Annotated in this window: 13 protein-coding genes; 9 read left to right on the forward strand and 4 right to left on the reverse strand. The window is 62.6% G+C overall.

The window, feature by feature from the left end; all coding sequences use genetic code 11:
* Positions 1 to 11: 11 nt before the first annotated feature.
* Positions 12 to 1,235 carry a glycosyltransferase family 4 protein gene (locus P5G52_RS17050; RefSeq protein ID WP_301230198.1) on the reverse strand — a complete coding sequence of 408 codons (1,224 nt, stop codon included), beginning with the start codon at positions 1,233 to 1,235 and terminating at the stop codon, positions 12 to 14.
* A gap of 84 nt (positions 1,236 to 1,319) precedes the next feature.
* Here P5G52_RS17050 and P5G52_RS17055 point away from each other — a divergent pair, with 84 nt between their 5' ends.
* The 5 genes from P5G52_RS17055 (at position 1,320) to P5G52_RS17075 (ending at position 7,858) form a co-directional block, all read left to right on the forward strand.
* Positions 1,320 to 1,910 (forward strand): DapH/DapD/GlmU-related protein, encoded by a 591-nt coding sequence (locus tag P5G52_RS17055; protein WP_301229742.1) that lies wholly within the window; start codon positions 1,320 to 1,322, stop codon positions 1,908 to 1,910.
* A gap of 196 nt (positions 1,911 to 2,106) precedes the next feature.
* Positions 2,107 to 3,105 carry a CgeB family protein gene (locus P5G52_RS17060; RefSeq protein WP_301229744.1) on the forward strand — a complete coding sequence of 333 codons (999 nt, stop codon included), beginning with the start codon at positions 2,107 to 2,109 and terminating at the stop codon, positions 3,103 to 3,105.
* A gap of 31 nt (positions 3,106 to 3,136) precedes the next feature.
* The gene (locus P5G52_RS17065; RefSeq protein WP_301229746.1) at positions 3,137 to 4,441 is read left to right on the forward strand and encodes a hypothetical protein; all 1,305 of its coding nucleotides are present in this window, start codon (positions 3,137 to 3,139) and stop codon (positions 4,439 to 4,441) included.
* 988 nt (positions 4,442 to 5,429) lie between these two features.
* Positions 5,430 to 6,674 carry a lipopolysaccharide biosynthesis protein gene (locus P5G52_RS17070; RefSeq protein ID WP_301229748.1) on the forward strand — a complete coding sequence of 415 codons (1,245 nt, stop codon included), beginning with the start codon at positions 5,430 to 5,432 and terminating at the stop codon, positions 6,672 to 6,674.
* 47 nt (positions 6,675 to 6,721) lie between these two features.
* Positions 6,722 to 7,858 carry a glycosyltransferase gene (locus P5G52_RS17075; protein ID WP_301229750.1) on the forward strand — a complete coding sequence of 379 codons (1,137 nt, stop codon included), beginning with the start codon at positions 6,722 to 6,724 and terminating at the stop codon, positions 7,856 to 7,858.
* On the opposite strand, the gene P5G52_RS17080 is transcribed toward P5G52_RS17075, so the two are convergent.
* The 3 genes from P5G52_RS17080 to P5G52_RS17090 all read right to left on the reverse strand — a co-directional run bounded on the left by P5G52_RS17080 (position 7,855) and on the right by P5G52_RS17090 (position 10,318).
* Complete coding sequence (locus P5G52_RS17080) at positions 7,855 to 8,463, reverse strand: arsenate reductase/protein-tyrosine-phosphatase family protein (RefSeq protein ID WP_301229752.1); 609 nt, start codon at positions 8,461 to 8,463, stop codon at positions 7,855 to 7,857. The two genes, P5G52_RS17075 and P5G52_RS17080, sit on opposite strands and share 4 nt — an antisense overlap.
* 3 nt (positions 8,464 to 8,466) lie before the next feature.
* Positions 8,467 to 9,780: a UDP-glucose dehydrogenase family protein gene (locus tag P5G52_RS17085; protein WP_301229754.1), complete on the reverse strand. Its 1,314-nt coding sequence runs from the start codon at positions 9,778 to 9,780 to the stop codon at positions 8,467 to 8,469.
* A gap of 103 nt (positions 9,781 to 9,883) precedes the next feature.
* On the reverse strand, positions 9,884 to 10,318 hold the full coding sequence (locus tag P5G52_RS17090) for a VanZ family protein (RefSeq protein WP_301229756.1): 435 nt from the start codon (positions 10,316 to 10,318) through the stop codon (positions 9,884 to 9,886).
* A 298-nt stretch (positions 10,319 to 10,616) separates the two neighbouring features.
* On the opposite strand from P5G52_RS17090, the gene P5G52_RS17095 reads away from it, so the two are divergent.
* The 4 genes from P5G52_RS17095 to P5G52_RS17110 all read left to right on the forward strand — a co-directional run bounded on the left by P5G52_RS17095 (position 10,617) and on the right by P5G52_RS17110 (position 17,385).
* The gene (locus tag P5G52_RS17095) at positions 10,617 to 11,267 is read left to right on the forward strand and encodes a 50S ribosomal protein L25/general stress protein Ctc (protein ID WP_301229758.1); all 651 of its coding nucleotides are present in this window, start codon (positions 10,617 to 10,619) and stop codon (positions 11,265 to 11,267) included.
* Between the two features lie 14 nt (positions 11,268 to 11,281).
* Positions 11,282 to 11,863, forward strand: a complete 582-nt coding sequence (gene pth / locus P5G52_RS17100) for an aminoacyl-tRNA hydrolase (RefSeq protein WP_301229760.1) — start codon at positions 11,282 to 11,284, stop codon at positions 11,861 to 11,863.
* Positions 11,864 to 12,067: 204 nt separating this feature from the next.
* On the forward strand, positions 12,068 to 14,707 hold the full coding sequence (locus tag P5G52_RS17105; protein WP_301229762.1) for a LuxR C-terminal-related transcriptional regulator: 2,640 nt from the start codon (positions 12,068 to 12,070) through the stop codon (positions 14,705 to 14,707).
* Entirely contained in the window at positions 14,704 to 17,385 is a 2,682-nt protein-coding gene (locus P5G52_RS17110; protein ID WP_301229764.1) for a helix-turn-helix transcriptional regulator, read from the forward strand. Before P5G52_RS17105 ends, P5G52_RS17110 begins: the two co-directional genes overlap by 4 nt.
* Positions 17,386 to 17,597: the final 212 nt, after the last annotated feature.

Consider the following 17,597-nt stretch of genomic DNA (forward strand, 5'->3'; position numbering starts at 1 on the left):
TGATTCTGCCGTTATTCCGGGTGAGGGCCGGCGACGAGGTGCGTGAGGTACTGATGATACTGGGCTACGGCGTGATTCTCCGACAAGGTAGTCTCCATGAACAACCGCCCATTGCGAGCAAGGCGAGAGCTGAGCTCAGGATCGGCCGCCAAAGCTTCTGCACCTGCCACTAGTGCTTCGGGAGTACCCGGATCCACACGCAAACCAGCTTGCGCATTGGCAAGCTCAGCGGCCGTGACGCTCCCCGCATCCGTCGCCGCAAGCACGGGAATGCCCGCACTGAAGTAGGACGTGAGCTTGCTTGGCACGGACATTTCCTTGACCCCTGGCAACTCATTAACCAGGAGCACGTCAGCTGCTGCAAGGGCCTCTTGAAAGCGTTCGCCTGGCAAAGAGTCGATAAAGCTGATTGCGACCGAGCCCTTCGCCATCTGCTCAAGCCGCGGCCTTTGATTGCCATCCCCAACGAGGACGAACCGTACGCGACTACCTCTGCGTTCGACAACGCGGGCGGCCTCAACGACATTATCCAGTCCCTGTTTCGCACCCATGTTGCCAGCATGAAGCACGATTATGTCATCCGAATTCCATCCCAGGCTGACACGCGATGCTGCACGATCTTGGAGGACGAACGGCTTCAAGTGCGTCCAGTTGCGAACCACCTTCACCCTCGCGGCATCCACATTTAGATGGGTTTCAAGATAGGTGCGAAAGCGGTCATGGATGACGACGACTCCATCCGCTGAGCGCAATACCGCTGATTCAACCCATCGCATTGCTCGCGCCCCCGCAGCGCCAGACTCGCCGGTTTCAGTCATCCCTAGGCTGTAGATGTCCTGAACCCAAACAACCACAGGAGCTTTCTGGCGCGTAAGCCGAGCACGCAACAGGGCGAGTCCCGTCGAGAAAAGCGCCGGACTAACTAAAACCACTGTCTGTGGTCTACCCCACCGCGCCGTTGCAAGGCGAAGGCCGAACGACACTTCCATCCACAGGCGGGCGAGCCCCCTTGGGTTTGACGGCACGAAGTGGTTGAGTCGTCGGACGGGCACCCCGTCAATCTGCTCCGACATCTCCCATCCGTCGTAGCCTTCACGGCGCCTCCATTCCGGGTAGTGAGGGAAGCCGGTGATGACTTTGGTCTTCACGCCTCGCTGAACTAGACCGGACGCAAGCCCGGACGTGTACGGCGCGTTGCCCGTTGGCTCTGGAGAATAATGAAGGCCTGCGATCATCAAGTTCGTAGATTCTGAAGTCACAGATGTAAGACTAGGCGAGGCGACAGAGCGCTCCGCTCGCACCGCCCATCGGAGGTCTCAATGAGCAAGTTCAGTAACGAAACCACCACGCCCGACCCTGTCAGCGTCATCAACCTCGCTGAAGCCCCTGGCGAGCGGGAAGCGTGGGGTAGACCGCCGCTCGTGGTGTACGTCTGGGCAGCCGTCGAGTTGCTTGTCATCTACAACCCATGGCAAATCAGTTCGGCGCTGCGAGTCGCGGTACTGCGAGCGTTTGGTGCCAGTATCGGAAAAGAAGTGCTCATCCGACCGCGAGTGCGGATCAAGTTCCCTTGGAATCTGAGCGTTGGCGATCGATGCTGGATTGGCGAGGGAGCGTGGATCCACAATCAGGACAAGGTGACAATCGGTTCCGATGTCGTGATTTCGCAAGAGGTATTCATCACAACCGGTAGCCATGCGATTTCCGCAGACATGGCGCTCATTACTCGCCCAGTTTCCGTTGAGGACGGTGTTTGGCTGTCAACGAGATCCATGATTCTCGGCGGGGTGACCGTGGGTCGGTCGGCGGTTGTTTCTCCGAACACCGTGGTCCCCCCGAATATGCGCGTGGGCGAGAACGACGTGCTCGGACTAACGACCCCGAAAGTGACACGCAAACGATTTCAGTGAGGGCTTGATGAGCCGATCGACATGATGTCGCTGTTTCCAGGAGTAGCGTGCTATCGCTCTTAACCACGCACCCGGCCGGTCGCTGGCGTTTCTTGCAAAGCGTGGAAGGATTTCAGGGAACCAAAGCGCTCGATAGAGCCGACGAGTTCAACTGCGGAACGCCTAGCGCCACCCGCTTCGCCCTTGAGGAAGACCAATGAGAATACTTTATGTGGGGCCAATCTGGCTTGGCAGCAACGCGCTTTCTATGGCTAATGGGATGCTTGAAGCAGGCCATGACTTGACGGTGATTGATACAAGCCCCATCAATCGGCTTAAGAAATACAGCAAGAATTGGGCTATTCAGAAAGTGACGAGACACCGCCCCATATCCCTCGTCCGCCAGATCGATGCGATGATTGAGAAAGAAGCGCGATCTTCCAAGTACGACGTACTATTTTGCTACAAAACAATCTACCTTTCGCAAGAGAACCTCTTAGCGTTGCCCATCGAGACGAAGATCCATTACAGCGCAGACGACGTTTCAAATCCCGCGAATATCTCAGCGAATTATCTGCGCAGCGAGTCGCAGTGGCATCGAATAGTAACCACTAAAAGGCATAATGTACGAGAAATATCTGCCCGCGGTGGCACGCCGTTCCTCGTGATGAGCGCTTATGATCCTGCGTGGCATTACCGGCAAGTCGCACCGTTGGGGGAGACGTATAAGTTCGGGTTTGTCGGTAATCGGCGACCTGACCGGGTGGATCTCGTCAGACGACTGAGCGCGCGTTTTGGGCCCAACATGGTTGTCAGCGGGGAGGGATGGACCTCCGACCCCAAACTCAACCGCTCGGGTGCTGTTGTCAAAGCCGCCGCATACGGACCACAATACTCCCGAATGATCGCCTCAATCGGAGTCAACCTCGTGCTGCTCAATTCCGAGAATCGGGATACTCACACTTGTCGAAGTTTCGAGGTGCCCGCAAGCGGTGGACTTTTTCTGGGGCCCAGGACCTCGGAGCATCAAGAACTTTTAGACGATGGAAGAGAAGCCTTGCTGTACTCATCCGAGGATGAATTTGAGTATCACATTGAACGACTTCAGCGAGGAGGTGTAGACATTTCGAAGATGGCGCTCGCTGGTCACAGGCGGATTACTACATCGAGAAACACCTACAGGGATCGCGCGACCGAAATTCTGGGGCTCGTGTGACAATTTCCCGTTTACTGAAGGACATCTAGACATGGCATGGCTTACAGTCGGTGCCATCATGGTGACGCTTGTTGCTCTAGCAATTTCAGCATTTGGCATGTCGGCGATACCGAGAATTATTGTCATTGCGCAGGCAATCTATTGGACCATTTCGTATGTTGTTCGACCGCTCTTTCTCCTGGCCTTTCAACCCAACCCGCCGGTTCGGGACGGAATTTCCGACCAACGACTGTCGGCGGGAGGGTACGAGGACGGGGTATATGAGGTTTTGAAACCGATTCTATTCGGTCTAATCGTATACATGGTGCTGATCCTGCTGGTATCGCGTTATCTTTCTGGCAAGCGATTCCCGTTGAACTCACCTTCCTTTGTCCGATCGCAAGGCCAAACGACACTTTTTGCTCTCCTCATCGTAGTTGGATGGATATTCCGAGGAATGTCGGTCGTTCTCGGAGGGTCTTCGCTGACGTCAACGATGCAACTTCTTGCCATTGTCGGTTGCGGCGGCCTCATCATATACTCGCCAAAGCGCCCGAGGAACGGCGAGCGGATGCTCCTATATGCTGCGATTGCGTCCGAAGCGCTTTGGACCTTCGTGTCCGCATCGAAAACCCCGCTCATCGCGGCAATCATTTTCGTCGTGATGAGGTTCTCAATCGCTGGTTGGACGCGAAAGCGGGTCGCTTTTGTTCTAGTGGCTGCGTTGGTGATGATAGTGGGATTTGCCTCGTTCCAGCAGTTCAAGCTTTCACAGATATCCGCCGACTCCGTTTCTGACTTCTCGAAGTCGGACTACCCTCGGTGGTCGCGGCCTCTTCTTCCTATCGTGCAGCGTTTCGACCAGTTCTCCGCGGTGACAGACGCTCGGCTCGCTGGCGAGTCAAGCTGGTTGACCGGTCCCGAAATGATCACGCACGCCTTCGGCACGTTCTTGCCACAGACCTTGAGCGGGGAGAAAGTGAGCGCGGGTCTCCTCTGGAATACGGAAGTGCGCGCGTACAGCCTGCAGGACGCTGAGTACTCAAGCGTCTCGCTCGCCGAGGGCTTCGTGGCTGAGGGATATGTCGCGGGTGGATATGGTGGGATCGCCTTGGAAGCGATCTGGATACTCGTGGGACTGGTCCTCGTGTCGATGCTCCTGGCCCACGGTGGAGTCTTTTCCAGGTCTCTCGGAGTTCTGTGTATCGGTTTCCCGATCTTGTTTGAGCGCGGGTTCCTAGGTGGCGTCGAAACGATCAGTAAAGGGATCCAAGTGAGCGCTTTGATTTACGTCGTCTGGATCCTATTCGTCATCAAAGCTGAGAAGGTTGGCCCCCACGCTAGGACAATAACCTAATGATCGTAGAAGTTGATTATAACGAACTGGTGCGCCAAGTGCGGCGACATGCCAGCTTTTCCTCCCCGGCGAATGGAGATGTGTGATGGAACCAAGGAGATTGCTGCGGGCGGCAGTTCGGCGGTCGAGAGCGGCCGCTCTAGAACTTTGCCTTGCGGTGCGAAACCGGTGGTCAAGCACTCTTATCATTGGGTCTGAGAATGTTGTCGTTTCCCTCACTACCCACGGAGATCGACTAAGCCGAGTATATCTGACAATTGAGGCGATAGGCAGTGGCAAAGCTAGACCACGGGAGATCATTCTGTGGGTGGACGATCCTTCCTCTTTCTCGGATTTGGGCAAGCCTCTTGAGCGCCTGCGAAAGAGGGGCCTTTCAGTGCTTCTTACCGAGAATTACGGTCCCCATACCAAATATCTCCCATACGTCTTGGGCCGTCTCGACCCGGCACTGAATCTTGTTACCGCCGATGACGACGTTCTGTACCCCCGTCAATGGCTCGAGGGACTTGTGGGTCAGGCAAGACATTTCGAAGAGCGCACTATTCCATGTTACAGAGCGCATGATGTGGCACTAGGTCAAGACGGCCTCGCTCCGTACAACAATTGGCAGAGTTGCCGTTCGACCACGCCATCTTTTGCCCACTTCGCAACGGGTGTGTCCGGTGTTCTGTACCGACCGGAGTTCCAGGAAGAGTTACAGAAGCGGGGGCTTGAAGGAGTCAGAAAGGCTCCTACCGCCGACGATGTTTGGATAAATTCGGTCGCCGTGGATGCAGGGTGGCGAGTCACTCAGATTCAAGCGAAAGCACGAGACTTTCCCGTGCTGCGTGGCTCCCAGAAGAGCGCGTTGCGGGTGGCTAATGTGGCTGGCCAGCGGAACGACCTCCAAATCGTTGCCTGCTATGACGCGGACTCCGTCGAAAAGATCAGAAACGCTGTTTTGGGTAGGGCGAATGCCCAGGGGTAACGAAGACGGCAGAGAAAACAAGTGAGCCTCCGTAGTGGCGCCGGCTTGGGCCGCGACGCCTTCCTAATGACCCTCGGACGCTACGGGCAGTTTGGCGTGACGTTGATCACTCTGCCCATAATCGCCCGGTCGCTGAGCGTCGCCGAATTTGGTGTGTACGCGGTCGGCAGCGGGCTTTACTTCTTGGGGTCGATCTTTACCGACTGGGGCTTGTCATTGCCGCTAGGGGCGAAAGAAAGATCCATAGGGGAAATTGAAAGCCGGGCGTTACGGGGAGATTTTCTAACTTTCCGGCTGATCTCTGTCTTGCTGGTGGTTGTAATTCTCGGGGCGACGGTGGTGCTCGGTGGCAGCGGTGTGCTGGCGCTCGCTTTCTTGGCAGGTTGTGTGTCGTCTCTCGGCGAAGAGTGGCTACTCACGGCACGAGGTAAGTTCCTGTCCATCATCTACTGCCAGTGGGTTGGCCGCGCCTTTTACCTGGCTGTTGTATTCTTCGTACTTCCGTTCCGAGAGTCGGTAGTCGTACCGTTCATTGGACTCCTTGGCGGTGCGGTTCTGTCAACGGTCCTATCCTGGCGTTCTGTGGGTCGCCCCCGAGTTGCAGATGCCTCCGGGTATTCTGCTATCTGGTCGCTTTTGAGGTTGGGCTTACCATCAGTGATGGCCAAGGTTCTCACCAATATGTCCGGGACAAGTGTCTCTGTACTGTTATCCATGAAATTCCCATTGCAGGTCATCGGTGTATTTAGCGGGTCGGACCGCTTAGTTCGCGCCGGTGTATCGGCTTTGGACAGCGTCGTCGTCGCCCAGTTCCCCCGGATAGCGTCGGACGTACTTGTACAGGGCTACTCGTGGAAGATTTTTGCCCGGGTCTGTGGCCTGGCTCTTTTGTGCGGCACAGTTGCTTGTGGTGGTCTTTGGGCTTGCGCTCCACTAATAGAGAAGCTGCTTTATGCAGATGCCCTTCCCGGTGTTGTGGACGTCTTAAGGGTCGCGTCGTTCCTAATTCCGGCGTCCGCCCTGGTCAGCACAATAAACACTAACGTTTTCAGCGTGCAGCAGCGGACTGGCCCCATGCTGACAAGCGCTGCCGCGGCGGCGGCGGTCCTGGTGGGTATGCTCGGGTTCGCGCCTCCGTCTTCCTCTGCCGTGTACGTCGCTGGGTGCGTGGTTGTATCCGAGTGGTGTGGCGCGCTGGTTGCTTTAGGGCTCGCTATACGTTCGCTTCGGCGTTACCATGCGACGAGTTTCGTAGCGTCACCGTGATCTGTAAAAGCGTGGGCGCGGGCCGCGCAGATAATTGAAAGGGCTCAATGCGTATTCTTCGCGTAGTTGTACTGCTGAGTAAGACCGGCAAATATGGAGGGCCCGCTGATACAGCTCTAGCGCAAGCTCGCTTAGCGGCTAGCGCAGGAAACGAAGTGGCCGTTCTCGGGGGGTTCCTCAAAGGCGACGACCTGGTTCCTCAAGAGATCAGTGGCGTGCGAATTCGGACCGAACTGGTCAGGCCGTTAGTTCCTAAAGTGTTCTTTCCAACGCTGTTCTCGCTCCGGATTGCGAGAGCACTGGTAGGAGAAATACGCCGTGCTGACGTGGTGCATGTCAGCATCAGCCGTGAGGCTGTCTCATTGCTGGCGGCTTGGATGACGCTCATCGCTAGAAAACCTCTAGTGCTTCAACCGCATGGGATGCTGACGGCGCGTGCCTTCGGTCTTTCGCGATTGCTTGATTTCCTCATAAAGCCGCTTATGCATATGGCGGCTGAAGGAATTTCGCTGACACATGTCGAGCAGAGTGCTTTGGCTCGCCTGTACGGGCAGGAGATGAAAAATTTCAGCACGATCGGTAATCCGTTAGTTGCGGCATTGCCACCGTCTGGCGCGGCTTCAGAACCCCATTTTTCTGCTATTTTCATAGCACGCTTGCACGAGCGCAAGCGGATACGAGACTTTGTTGGGGCAGCTCTGTGGTCAGCAGACCAAGGATGGCCTGATAGGTACCACTTTGCGGGGCCGGACCAAGGTGAGCTCGAGGAGGTGCAGGCTCACGTAGAAGCCCTGCCGACTCTTTCGTACGGCGGCGTTCTTAGCCGCCAAGCAATTCCAGAGGCTCTCCTCAATGCAAGGGTATTCGTCTTATGCTCGTCTAATGAGCCGTGGGGGAACGTCCTCGTGCTGGCACTGTCTCTCGGCATCCCTTGCGTAGTGACCCGGTCAACTGCTCTAGCGCAAGACATCGAGGCGGCTGGCGCGGGGATTATCGTTGACGACGGTAGTTCGGAGCAGATCGCCAGGGCCGTTCATGCAATTGCCAGTTCTCCAGAGCGTTGGTCGCAGCTCAATGCAGGGGCGCTGGCTTTAGCGGAGAGACGTTTCTCTGATTCTGGGGTCCGCGAGCAACTCCTCGCAACCTATTCTGCGGCAGTCCGTGGAAGAACGGATATAAGTTAGTGGCCGAAGGTCCGGTCGAGGCTGAGCTGGCTAAGCTGAGCTACGGCTGGGGCCAGCTGTTGCGCCATGCGGGCGTAGATTTCATCATCGCGCCTATACGGGTCCACTACATCATCCTCGCCATTTGCTCTGGGATTCGATGAGCGTGCACGCAGTGCTCGTGGGATCGCTGCACGCCACCGATCCTGTCCCCGCAGTGCTTCATCGAGTTCTAGTTTCGGCAGTAGACGTGCGAATTCGCGCAGAGTAAATGTCTTATGCAGCATTACTGGTGACATCTCCACGACTCTGCTTCGATGCTCGCGAGCTAGTGCGAGCACTAAGTCTGCGGTGTTTAGTACGCCTGGAGACAGCTGCCGCGCGGCGAAGTTCTCGGAATTGCCGCCTAGTTCCTCAATGAAACCCGCAACACGGGCGTCGATCGGATTTCCCACCAAGGCACCCGTCCCAGCGCTCTCCACAATGAACTCGCCGGGAAAGTGCGCGTCCAGCCCCGTCTGCAGCAGTCGCTCTGCCATTGGTGAGCGGCAGATGTTGCCCGTACACACTGTGAGGATCCGAAAAGGGGATGTCTCGGGTTGTATCTCAGCGCGGATGTCGTTCACTGTCTATGGCCTTCCGATTCCCTTGTAGTTCCAGCCCGCCGCACGCCAGGTCAAAGGGTCCATCACATTGCGGCCGTCGAGGATGTTCCTTGTGCGCACGAGGGAATTGACCTGCTCCGGCATGAGGTCCCGGTATTCCTGCCATTCGGTCAGGAGGAGAAGCGCGTCGGCCTTCTCCATGGCCCGGTGCATGTCCTCTTCGTATGTGAGCTCGGGGAACCGGTTCCGGGCGCCCTCGATGGCTTCCGGATCGGTCACCGTGACGTCGGCGCCCTGCAACTGCAGCTGAGCGGCGATGCTGAGGGCGGGGGAGTCGCGGACGTCGTCGCTGTTGGGCTTGAACGCCGCTCCGAGGACCGTGATGCGCTTGCCGAGGAGGGAACCGCCGACGAGGAGCCGGGTCAGCTCGACCACGCGGATGCGGCGCCGTACGTTGATGTCGTCCACCTCGCGCAGGAAGGTCAGTGCCTGGTCCGCACCGAGCTCGCCGGCGCGGGCCATGAAGGCGCGGATGTCCTTCGGCAGGCAGCCGCCGCCGAAGCCGATGCCCGCATTGAGGAACTTGCGTCCAATGCGCTCATCGAGGCCGATCGCGTCGGCGAGGACCGTCACGTCCGCGCCCGTCACCTCGCAGACCTCCGCCATGGCGTTGATGAAGGAAATCTTCGTGGCCAGGAAGGAGTTCGCTGCCGCCTTCACGAGCTCGGCCGTGGCGTAGTCGGCTACGAGGCGTCGGGTCCCCAGGGAGAGGGGCGTGCTGTACACCTCGTCGAGGGCGGCGGTGGCTCGGGCGCCCGACTCGCCCTCCGGTACTCCGTAGACGAAGCGGTCCGGAGACAGGGTGTCCTTCACTGCGAAACCCTCGCGGAGGAACTCGGGGTTCCAGGCCAGGACGGCGTCGGGGTGCTGCTCGGCGAGCTCGTCCGCAAGGCGAGCGGCAGTGCCGACCGGCACTGTGGACTTGCCGACGATCACGTTGCCCGGCTCGAGCGAATCCAGCAGTGACCGGAAGGCGCTGTCGACGTAGCGCATGTCCGCGGCGTACTCACCCTTGCGCTGGGGAGTGCCGACGCACAGGAAGTGGACTTCCGCTCCCTTCGCATCTGCCATGTTGGAACTGAATTTCAGCCGGCCGGTGGCCAGCACGTCGTCGAGAAGTTCGGGCAGACCCGGTTCGAAGAATGGCGCGCGGCCGGCCTGCAGGTCATCGATCTTCCGTGGGTCGACGTCGATACCCACTACGTCATGGCCCAATTTCGCCATGCACGCTGCGTGTACTGCCCCCAGATAGCCGCAACCGATCACGGAAATACGCATATGTGTTTGTCCTCAAAAGAAGTTCCCCAGTCCAGCCGATTCTAGTCTTGCGGCGGTGATCAAAGGGGCAGGTGGGACCCGTGTGGTGTTAACAGATTGTGAATTACCGGGCGCGGTGGCGTCCCCGCAGCTGCAGGTGCGCCCACCCGAGCGCCGCTCCGGTCAGCGCGCCGATCGTGTTCGCGAGCACGTCGTACGGCGTGGCGAAGCGCTGCGGAAGCAGAACGAGCTGCGTGGCCTCGATGAGGACGGAGAGGGCACATCCCGCCGCGACGCCCCACCACCGCCAGCGATACGGGGCAAGGATGAACCAGAACAGGCCGAACGGGACGAACATCAGGACGTTGGACGTGAACTCCACGACGTTGTACGTGATGAACGAGGGAAAGCCGTGCTGGTGCAGGAATCCCAGCCCGCGCCGCAGGATGCCGGCCGCGTCGTGGTCCACCGGCGTCGGCCACAGGACGATGAACGCGACGGCGACCACCCAGGCGGCGCACAGGCTCGCGGTCACGGTCTTGTACCGGCGGGAGGGCAACGGCGCAGTGCTCAGGGGGAGATCCTTCGAGGAAGGGGCCAAAGGGCTGATGAGGTGTCCCTATTATCACCGACCCCGCTGGGGGACAGCCTGCGGCGCGGATCCTGTACCATTGAACGCGATGCCTAGGCGAGGGAGCGGGCCGGATTGCAGGAATTCCGGCCGTACTCCGTGATCGACGGTGGCTAGCGACTCAACTGGTTTCTAGACGACTGCTTCCACGTGCGTGTTCCTTCCGCCCCGGCAACGTCCCAGTGCTCCCGCAAACAGCGCCGAGCCGCAACGTCCAGGAGAAACCATGTCCGAGCAGAAGCTCGCAGCACACGTCCGCACCGAGTTCGGCAAGGGCTCGGCCCGCCAGGCCCGCCGCGCCAACATGATCCCCGCCGTCGTCTACGGCCACGGTGCAGACCCCATCCACGTCCTGCTGCCCGCCAAGGCCACCACGCTGGCAGTCCGCACCCCCAACGCCCTGCTCACGCTGGACATCGAGGGCGAGAACCACCTTGCGCTCGTCAAGGACATCCAGCGCAACCCCCTCAAGCAGATCGTCGAGCACCTCGACCTCCTGACCGTCCGCCGCGGCGAGAAGGTCCAGGTCGACGTCGCGATCCACGTCGAGGGCGAGCCCGCCGCGGACGTCGTCGCCAACCTCGAGGCCAACACGGTCCTCGTCGAGGCCGACGCCACCGCTCTTCCCGAGACCCTCACGGTCAGCATCGAGGGCCGCCAGGTCGGACAGCACGTCCACGCCTCCGACATCGTGCTTCCCTCGGGCGTCGTCCTCCTCGTGGATGCCGACACCCTCATCGTCAATCTCGCCGGCGAGAGCGATCAGGACCTCGGCGAGGCTCCCGAGTCCGACGCCGACACCGAAGGCACCTCCGAAGGCGCGACGGCTGCTCACGCTGACGCCGACGCCGTCATCACCGACGCCGACGAGCAGTAAGCAGGCTCCGCACGGTGTCTGACACCTGGCTAGTAGCCGGGCTCGGGAATCCCGGGCCCGGCTACAGCGGTAACCGCCACAACGTGGGCCAGATGGTGCTGGACCTCCTCGCCGATCGCCTCCGCGGCCGGTTCACGTCGTCGAAGGCCCAGGCCGTGACGCTCGAAGGACGGCTCGGCATCGGAGGGCCCCGGGTGGTCCTGGCCAAGCCGCTCACCTACATGAACACCACGGGTGGCCCCGTCTCGACGCTCGCCCGCTTCCACGACGTGGCGCCCGACCACGTCATCGCCGTCCACGACGAGATCGACATCCCCTTCAACACCCTCAAGCTCAAGCTCGGCGGGGGAGAAGGCGGTCACAACGGGCTGCGGGACATCAGCAAGGCCCTCGGCACCAAGGACTACTACCGCGTGCGGGTCGGCGTCGGACGCCCACCCGGCCGCCAGGATCCCGCCGACTTCGTGCTGAAGGACTTCGGCACGGTCGAGAAGAAGGAACTCCCGTTCCTGCTCGACGACGCGGCCGACGCCGTGGAGCAGCTCATCACCGAGGGGCTCGTGGCAGCCCAGCAGCGCTTCCACGCTGCGAAATAGTACGCAGGCTGCGTGAACCCTGTGCTGATACTGCGCCCCTACCCGCCGGAACGACCGGCCAGCGGGAGTCCCGGGCTGTAAAGTGGGGCTCCAGAGGACAAGTGCTGTGGGGCGGAACTTCATGCTGAGCTGGAAACGTGGGCCCGGTCCCGAGCCGGGGACGTCGGTGTTGCAACCGGCCAGGACCGCGCTCGGACGTGCCCTGTGACGGTTATCGACGGGCGCTGGCCCTTCGCCGGTCGCGACACGGACGTCGCTTCCATCAGGGCTGTCCTCGCCGAGGAGTCCGGCCGCGGCGTGGTGCTCGTGGGACCGTCGGGCATCGGGAAGACGATGATCGCCCAGCACGTTGTCGGCGGGCTGTCGCGGCACTTCGACCACATCTACCTCCGCGGATCGGCAGCCCACGCCACCACTCCCTACGGTGCCCTGAACGTGCTGCTGGCGGAGCTCGACGAGGACACCGCCCGCAGCCCGCTCCTGGTCCTGGGTGCGCTTCAGCGGATGTTCGAGGGCAATTCCGCCAAGCGTCGAACCCTCATGCACATCGACGGTGTCGAGGAGATCGACGAACTCTCCGCCACGGTGATCACCTACCTGGCCCGCGTCGGCGCGGTCCGCCTGCTTGTGACCTGCGAGGACCTCCTGCGCGCTCCGGGCGAGTTCTTCGATCTGTGGAAGGACAGCGTCCTCGAGCGGTTCGACATCCAGCCGCTGGCCCTCGACGATGCGACCGAACTGCTCACCACGGCGCTCGGTGCGCCTATCTCCCGTTCGGCGGCACAGGAGCTCTGGGCGTCCAGCGGGGGAAACCCGAAGTACCTCCAGATGGCGACTAAGACCTCCGTAGCCTCCGGCCACCTGTTCCCGTGCGACGGTGTCTGGGTCTCCCGTGACGCTCCCCGCCCCGACTCGGGCCGCTCCGTGGCGGACTGGAGCGCCGCGGAGCTGGCCGCCCTGCCGGCAGAGGACCGCGCGGTCGTCGAGGTTCTCGCCGTGGCGGGACGTGTGCCCCTGGCCGTCCTGCTCACTGCCGTTTCCTCGACGTCCCTCGACGCCCTGCAGGGCGACGGCGTGGTGACGCTCGATCAGGAGGGTGTCCCTCTGGTGAGGCTCACGTACGAGGTGTTCGCGCACGTGGTGCGCGCACAGTTGCTCTCCGCCGGCGGCCGGGAGGCGCTGGCGACGGTCAGCGCGGTCCGCGGCGACCCCGCGATGCCCGTGCAGGGGAGGATCGCCCTCGCAGTCTGGGCGCTCGACCGGGGCGGGTCCTTCGATGCAGCGGAACTCGTGGTCCTTGCACGCCTGGCGAACGATCACCGGATCGACGGCGCCGCCGAACGTTTCCTCGATGCGCTACCGGGTACGGAGACCGGCGGCAGGGTACTGATCGAACGCGCCCGGCAACTCTGCACGGACGGCCGCGTGGCCGAGGCCCTCGGAACGGTCGAGGAACTCCTCGGGCAGAAACCGTCGGAGGATGTCCCGCTGGAGGACTGGGTGGACGCGCGCCTTCTTGCCGCACGGTTGAGGGCCCGCACGCACGGCCGGGAGCAGGACGCCGAGGGATTGCTCGACGATGTCGTCGTGCGCCTCCAGCAGGAGCCGGCATCCGAGGCCACCGCTGACCTGATGGGCAAGGCGGAAGTGCTCCGCATGGAGCTGCATGTCTTCGAGGGGGAGCTCGACCGTGTGTTCGAGCGCGCCGCCGCAGTACTCGCCTCGAGCGCGGGCAACGCTCGCTGGAGCATCAGGATACGAAGTCTCCAGAGCGTCGCCCAGGCGACGATGGGGGCCCAGGAGCAGGCAGTCGCGGGCGTCAGGAACGTCGACGCGCGCCTGGCGAACGCCCCAACCGGCCCCTTCGACCGGGAGGCGGCCTCGGTGCACCTGTGCGAGGTGCTCCTGATCGCGGGCTACTGGTCGGAGAGTCTCGACCGGGCGGGGATTTCCGGGGACACGACGACGGCGCACCTGTTCGGCGGATCATTGTCGGAGTTCGCAGAGGGCGTGCTGCTCGCGTACCTGGGCAGGAGCGGCGCGGCCCTCGAGAAGCTGGTTCCCGCCATCAGCCAGTTGCGGATCCGGGACCGGCATGGTTTCCTGCCGCTGGCCGAAGCCGCCGCGGCCTATGCCCAGGTCCTCGAGGACGCTCCCGACGCCGCGGAGGACCACCTGCGCGGCATCGACCTGACCGGGCAACGCTACTCCTGGCACTTGCGGCAGGCGGTGCAGTACTTCCGGCTGCTGACCGAGGCCTGGCTCGATCCGTCGGCCGTCGTCGCCGCCGAGTTCCTGGAGCGGGCGATCGACCTCGGCAGCCGGGGGTACCGGGGCATCGAGCTCTTCTTCCTCAGCCAGGCCGTTCAACTCGGGCAGCACGAAGCGGCGGACCTGCTCGCAGCCACGGCCGCCGCGTCCGAAGGTCCGTTCGCGCGGCTCGGCGAGGACTTCGCCAAGGGGCTGGCCTCACGCGACCCCGCCGCACTGAAGGAAGCTGCTCGGCGCGCGCTCGACAGCGGGAACCACAATCTCGCGGGCGACATCGCATCCCTCAGCATCGAGCACCTCGCCGAGACGGACGACCCGATGATCCGGGTACATGCAGAGCAGATCCTGCGCAAGACCTCCACGCCGGCCCGCCGCCACGTGCGACGGAAACTGCTCAGCGAGCGCGAGCGGGCCATCGCGCGCATGGTGGCACAGGGCGTGCCGAACAAGGAGATCGCGCAGAAGGAGCACATCTCGCCGCGAACAGTGGAGGGGCACGTGCACCAGGTCATGTCCAAGCTCGGCCTGTCGAGCCGCAAGCAGCTCTCGCTCATCTTCGGACAGCAGCAATGACCGCCGCGGGATCCGCCGTCGACCTCGTCGGTCGCGCACCACTCGTCAAGGAAATCGTCACCGCTCTCGGCGACACGGGCGGCTTCGGCGCCATGATCGTCGGCGGGGCCGGAGTGGGGAAGACCGCTGTGGCACGATCGGTCGTGGAGCACCTGCGCTGGACAGCGCCGGTGCTGCGCGTGACCGGCGGCGCTTCGCTGCGCAGGATACCCTTCGGCGCCCTGGCACCCTACCTCCACACGCTCTCCGGTTCCGAGGCGGCATCGCCCGTCGCGATCCTTCGCGCCATGATGGGGCACCTGTCGCCAGGAGGGACGGGCCGTGCTCAGCACCCGGCCCTGCTGGTGATCGATGACGCGCACGAACTCGACGACAGTTCGAGCGCCCTGCTGGCCCAGCTGGTCAGTGCGCGTCGTGCCAAGGTGCTCCTGATGATCCGGCACACCCTGACGGCGCCTGCCGAGTTCCGCAACCTGAGCGCCGACGGCCTCCTGACGCGCTTCGACCTCGGGCCGCTGGATACGGATGCCGTCACAACCCTCTGTTCCCAGGTGCTCGGCGGACCCGTCCTGACCGGCACCACACACGCGCTGGCGCTGGCGACGGGCGGAAATCCGCTGTTCCTCCGGACGCTGGTGGAACAGAGCCTGGTGGGAACGGGTTACCTCGTCCGGCGCAACGGTGTCTGGCGTCTTGCCGATGAACAGCCGAGGGTACACCTGCGGCTCGGCGACCTCATCCGCGCGCAGCTCCGGCTGCGCAGCGCCGCCGACCTGAAGGCACTGGAGGTCGTCTCCCTCGCGGAACCGATCGCTCTCGACGCCGTCGCGCAGGTTGTCGATGCCGACGCCCTGCAACGGTTGAGGGACGATCGCCTGATCGTCGTCGGACCGGGGCCGGAGGCCCCCGTCTCTCTGGAGCATCCTCTCTACGGTGAGGTTCTCCGCTGCCAGGTACCCGCTGCCCGCAGCCTGATGATCCGCCGGAGAGTGCTCGACGTTCTGGACCCGGGGTCGCAGTCCCTGGAGGGATTCCTGCGGACAGTCTCCTGGGGACTCGATTGCGGTGTTCCTCCCGATGACGAGGCCCTCCTCAAGGCCGCCGTCATTGCCAACGGGCTCCGGCACCACGACCTCGCCCTCCGGGCTGCCCGTGCGGTGTCCGCCCCGGGGCTTCGCGAGCGTGCCCTCCTCGAGGTGGCCCGAGCGGAGGGCGGTAGGGGCAAGCTCGCCTATGCGCAGGAACTCGTGGACGAGGCGATGCGGCGCTGCACCGACCTGCGCCTCGCGAAGGACGCCACACTGTTGTCCCTAGAACTCAAGCTGAAGTCCCGAGCCTCGGACCAGGGACTGCGCGACGACGTGGACCGCTGGAGGTCGCTCATCAGCCGCCTGCAGCTGGGGGAGGACTCCCGGGTGACGGCGGAAGGCATTGCGCAGTCCCAGCTCGGGTGCCGGATCCTCGAATGCCACCTCCGTCTCCACGAGGGACGCTTCGACGGCGCCGAGGATGAACTGCGCGCCATCATCGCCGATCCCCAGGGAACTCCCGAGACGCGGGGAGGAGCCATGATCGTGCTCGCCGAACTGCTCGGCAGCATGGGGCGCTCCGTGGAGGGCAGTACCTACTCGGGCATGGCGCTGGACATCATCGAGGCCGAGGGCGCTGACCTGCTGGGATACCGTGGATTCGCCGTGGGCCGACACCTCATCACGCTGTCCCAGAGCGGGCGCGGGGCGGATGCGAGGGCCGTGATCCAGGCGCACTCGGGGGCCCATCCGTTCAGCATCGTCTACTTCGCGGGGCTGGGCGACGTCGCCGACGGCATCACCGCGCTCCGGGCCGCCCGGAACATCGAAGCGCGGGACAAGTTCCTGCTCGCGCTGGAGGCGCTCAGGGATTCCGACGTCACACAGGTGACGACGCTCCTGCTGGGGCTGGGGGCATACGCCTGCGCGCTTGCCGGCGACACTACCCGCGCATCCGCCCTGGTGGAGGAGTTCGAGCGGGTGCCGAAGGGGGGCTCGCGCACGATGCGCCTAGGCGGGCGCATCTTCGCCACCGCGGCCGCGGCCCTGCTGGGCGACGGTCCCGGTGCGCGCGGCGACCTGCTCACTCTCGCCGCGACGGCTGAGAAGGACCAGATGATGGAGCTGGCAGTCACGGCACTTCGGCTGTCCCTCCTGCTCGGCGACATGGATGCCATTGCCCCCCTCATCAGGGTCCTGCAGGGCTTCGAGGGCCCAGGAGCGAAGGACCTGCTGGATTTCGCAGTGGCAGCCGAGGCGAAGGACGCCGATGCGATGGCCCGCGCCGCCACCATCGCGGGTGAGCACGGGAACGTGGCCTTCGAATTCGTCGGCCTGTCCCTCGTCCTGCAGCTCACGGGTGAGCAGGGCTCGACCCGCCATGCCCGTGCGATCCAGCGCCGTCTGGTGACGCTGGGGGAGCAGCGGGAAGGACCGGTCTCGCTTCCGCTCGCATCGACATCACCCGCACTGGCCACCTCCCGCCTCACCCCGACGGAGCGCACGATCGTCGCGCTCGTGAACGAGGGTTACTCGAACCGCGAGATCGCGGACGCGAAGAGCGTCTCGGTTCGAACAGTCGAAGGCCACCTTTACCGGATCTTCGCAAAGCTCGGGGTCAACCGCCGAGAGGACCTGCGCGAGCCCTGATCGGCCCGCAGCACGTAGTCCGAGTGCCCCTGCGTAATGCCCGCGCGTAGTCTAAGTGCCCCTACGTAATGCCCACGCGTAGTACGCAGGTAGTTCTGCTCTAAGCCCCCCGGATCAGTCGCGTAGGTCTTACTCGTGTGCAGCTGAAACCCCCTCCCTAGGATTTTCGCAAGAGCTTTGGAAACAAAGCTGGGGAAATTCCGAAGAATCGG

The organism is Arthrobacter burdickii, from assembly GCF_030433645.1.
In the GTDB taxonomy this organism is placed as follows: Bacteria; Actinomycetota; Actinomycetes; order Actinomycetales; family Micrococcaceae; genus Arthrobacter_D; species Arthrobacter_D burdickii.

Excerpts from the sequence above, each read along its gene's own strand:
- P5G52_RS17050 (WP_301230198.1), bottom strand. The coding sequence starts at position 1,235 with ATGATCGCAGGCCTTCATTATTCTCCAGAGCCAACGGGCAACGCGCCG.
- P5G52_RS17055 (WP_301229742.1), top strand. The coding sequence starts at position 1,320 with ATGAGCAAGTTCAGTAACGAAACCACCACGCCCGACCCTGTCAGCGTC.
- P5G52_RS17060 (WP_301229744.1), top strand. The coding sequence starts at position 2,107 with ATGAGAATACTTTATGTGGGGCCAATCTGGCTTGGCAGCAACGCGCTT.
- P5G52_RS17065 (WP_301229746.1), top strand. The coding sequence starts at position 3,137 with ATGGCATGGCTTACAGTCGGTGCCATCATGGTGACGCTTGTTGCTCTA.
- P5G52_RS17075 (WP_301229750.1), top strand. The coding sequence starts at position 6,722 with ATGCGTATTCTTCGCGTAGTTGTACTGCTGAGTAAGACCGGCAAATAT.
- P5G52_RS17085 (WP_301229754.1), bottom strand. The coding sequence starts at position 9,780 with ATGCGTATTTCCGTGATCGGTTGCGGCTATCTGGGGGCAGTACACGCA.
- P5G52_RS17095 (WP_301229758.1), top strand. The coding sequence starts at position 10,617 with ATGTCCGAGCAGAAGCTCGCAGCACACGTCCGCACCGAGTTCGGCAAG.
- P5G52_RS17110 (WP_301229764.1), top strand. The coding sequence starts at position 14,704 with ATGACCGCCGCGGGATCCGCCGTCGACCTCGTCGGTCGCGCACCACTC.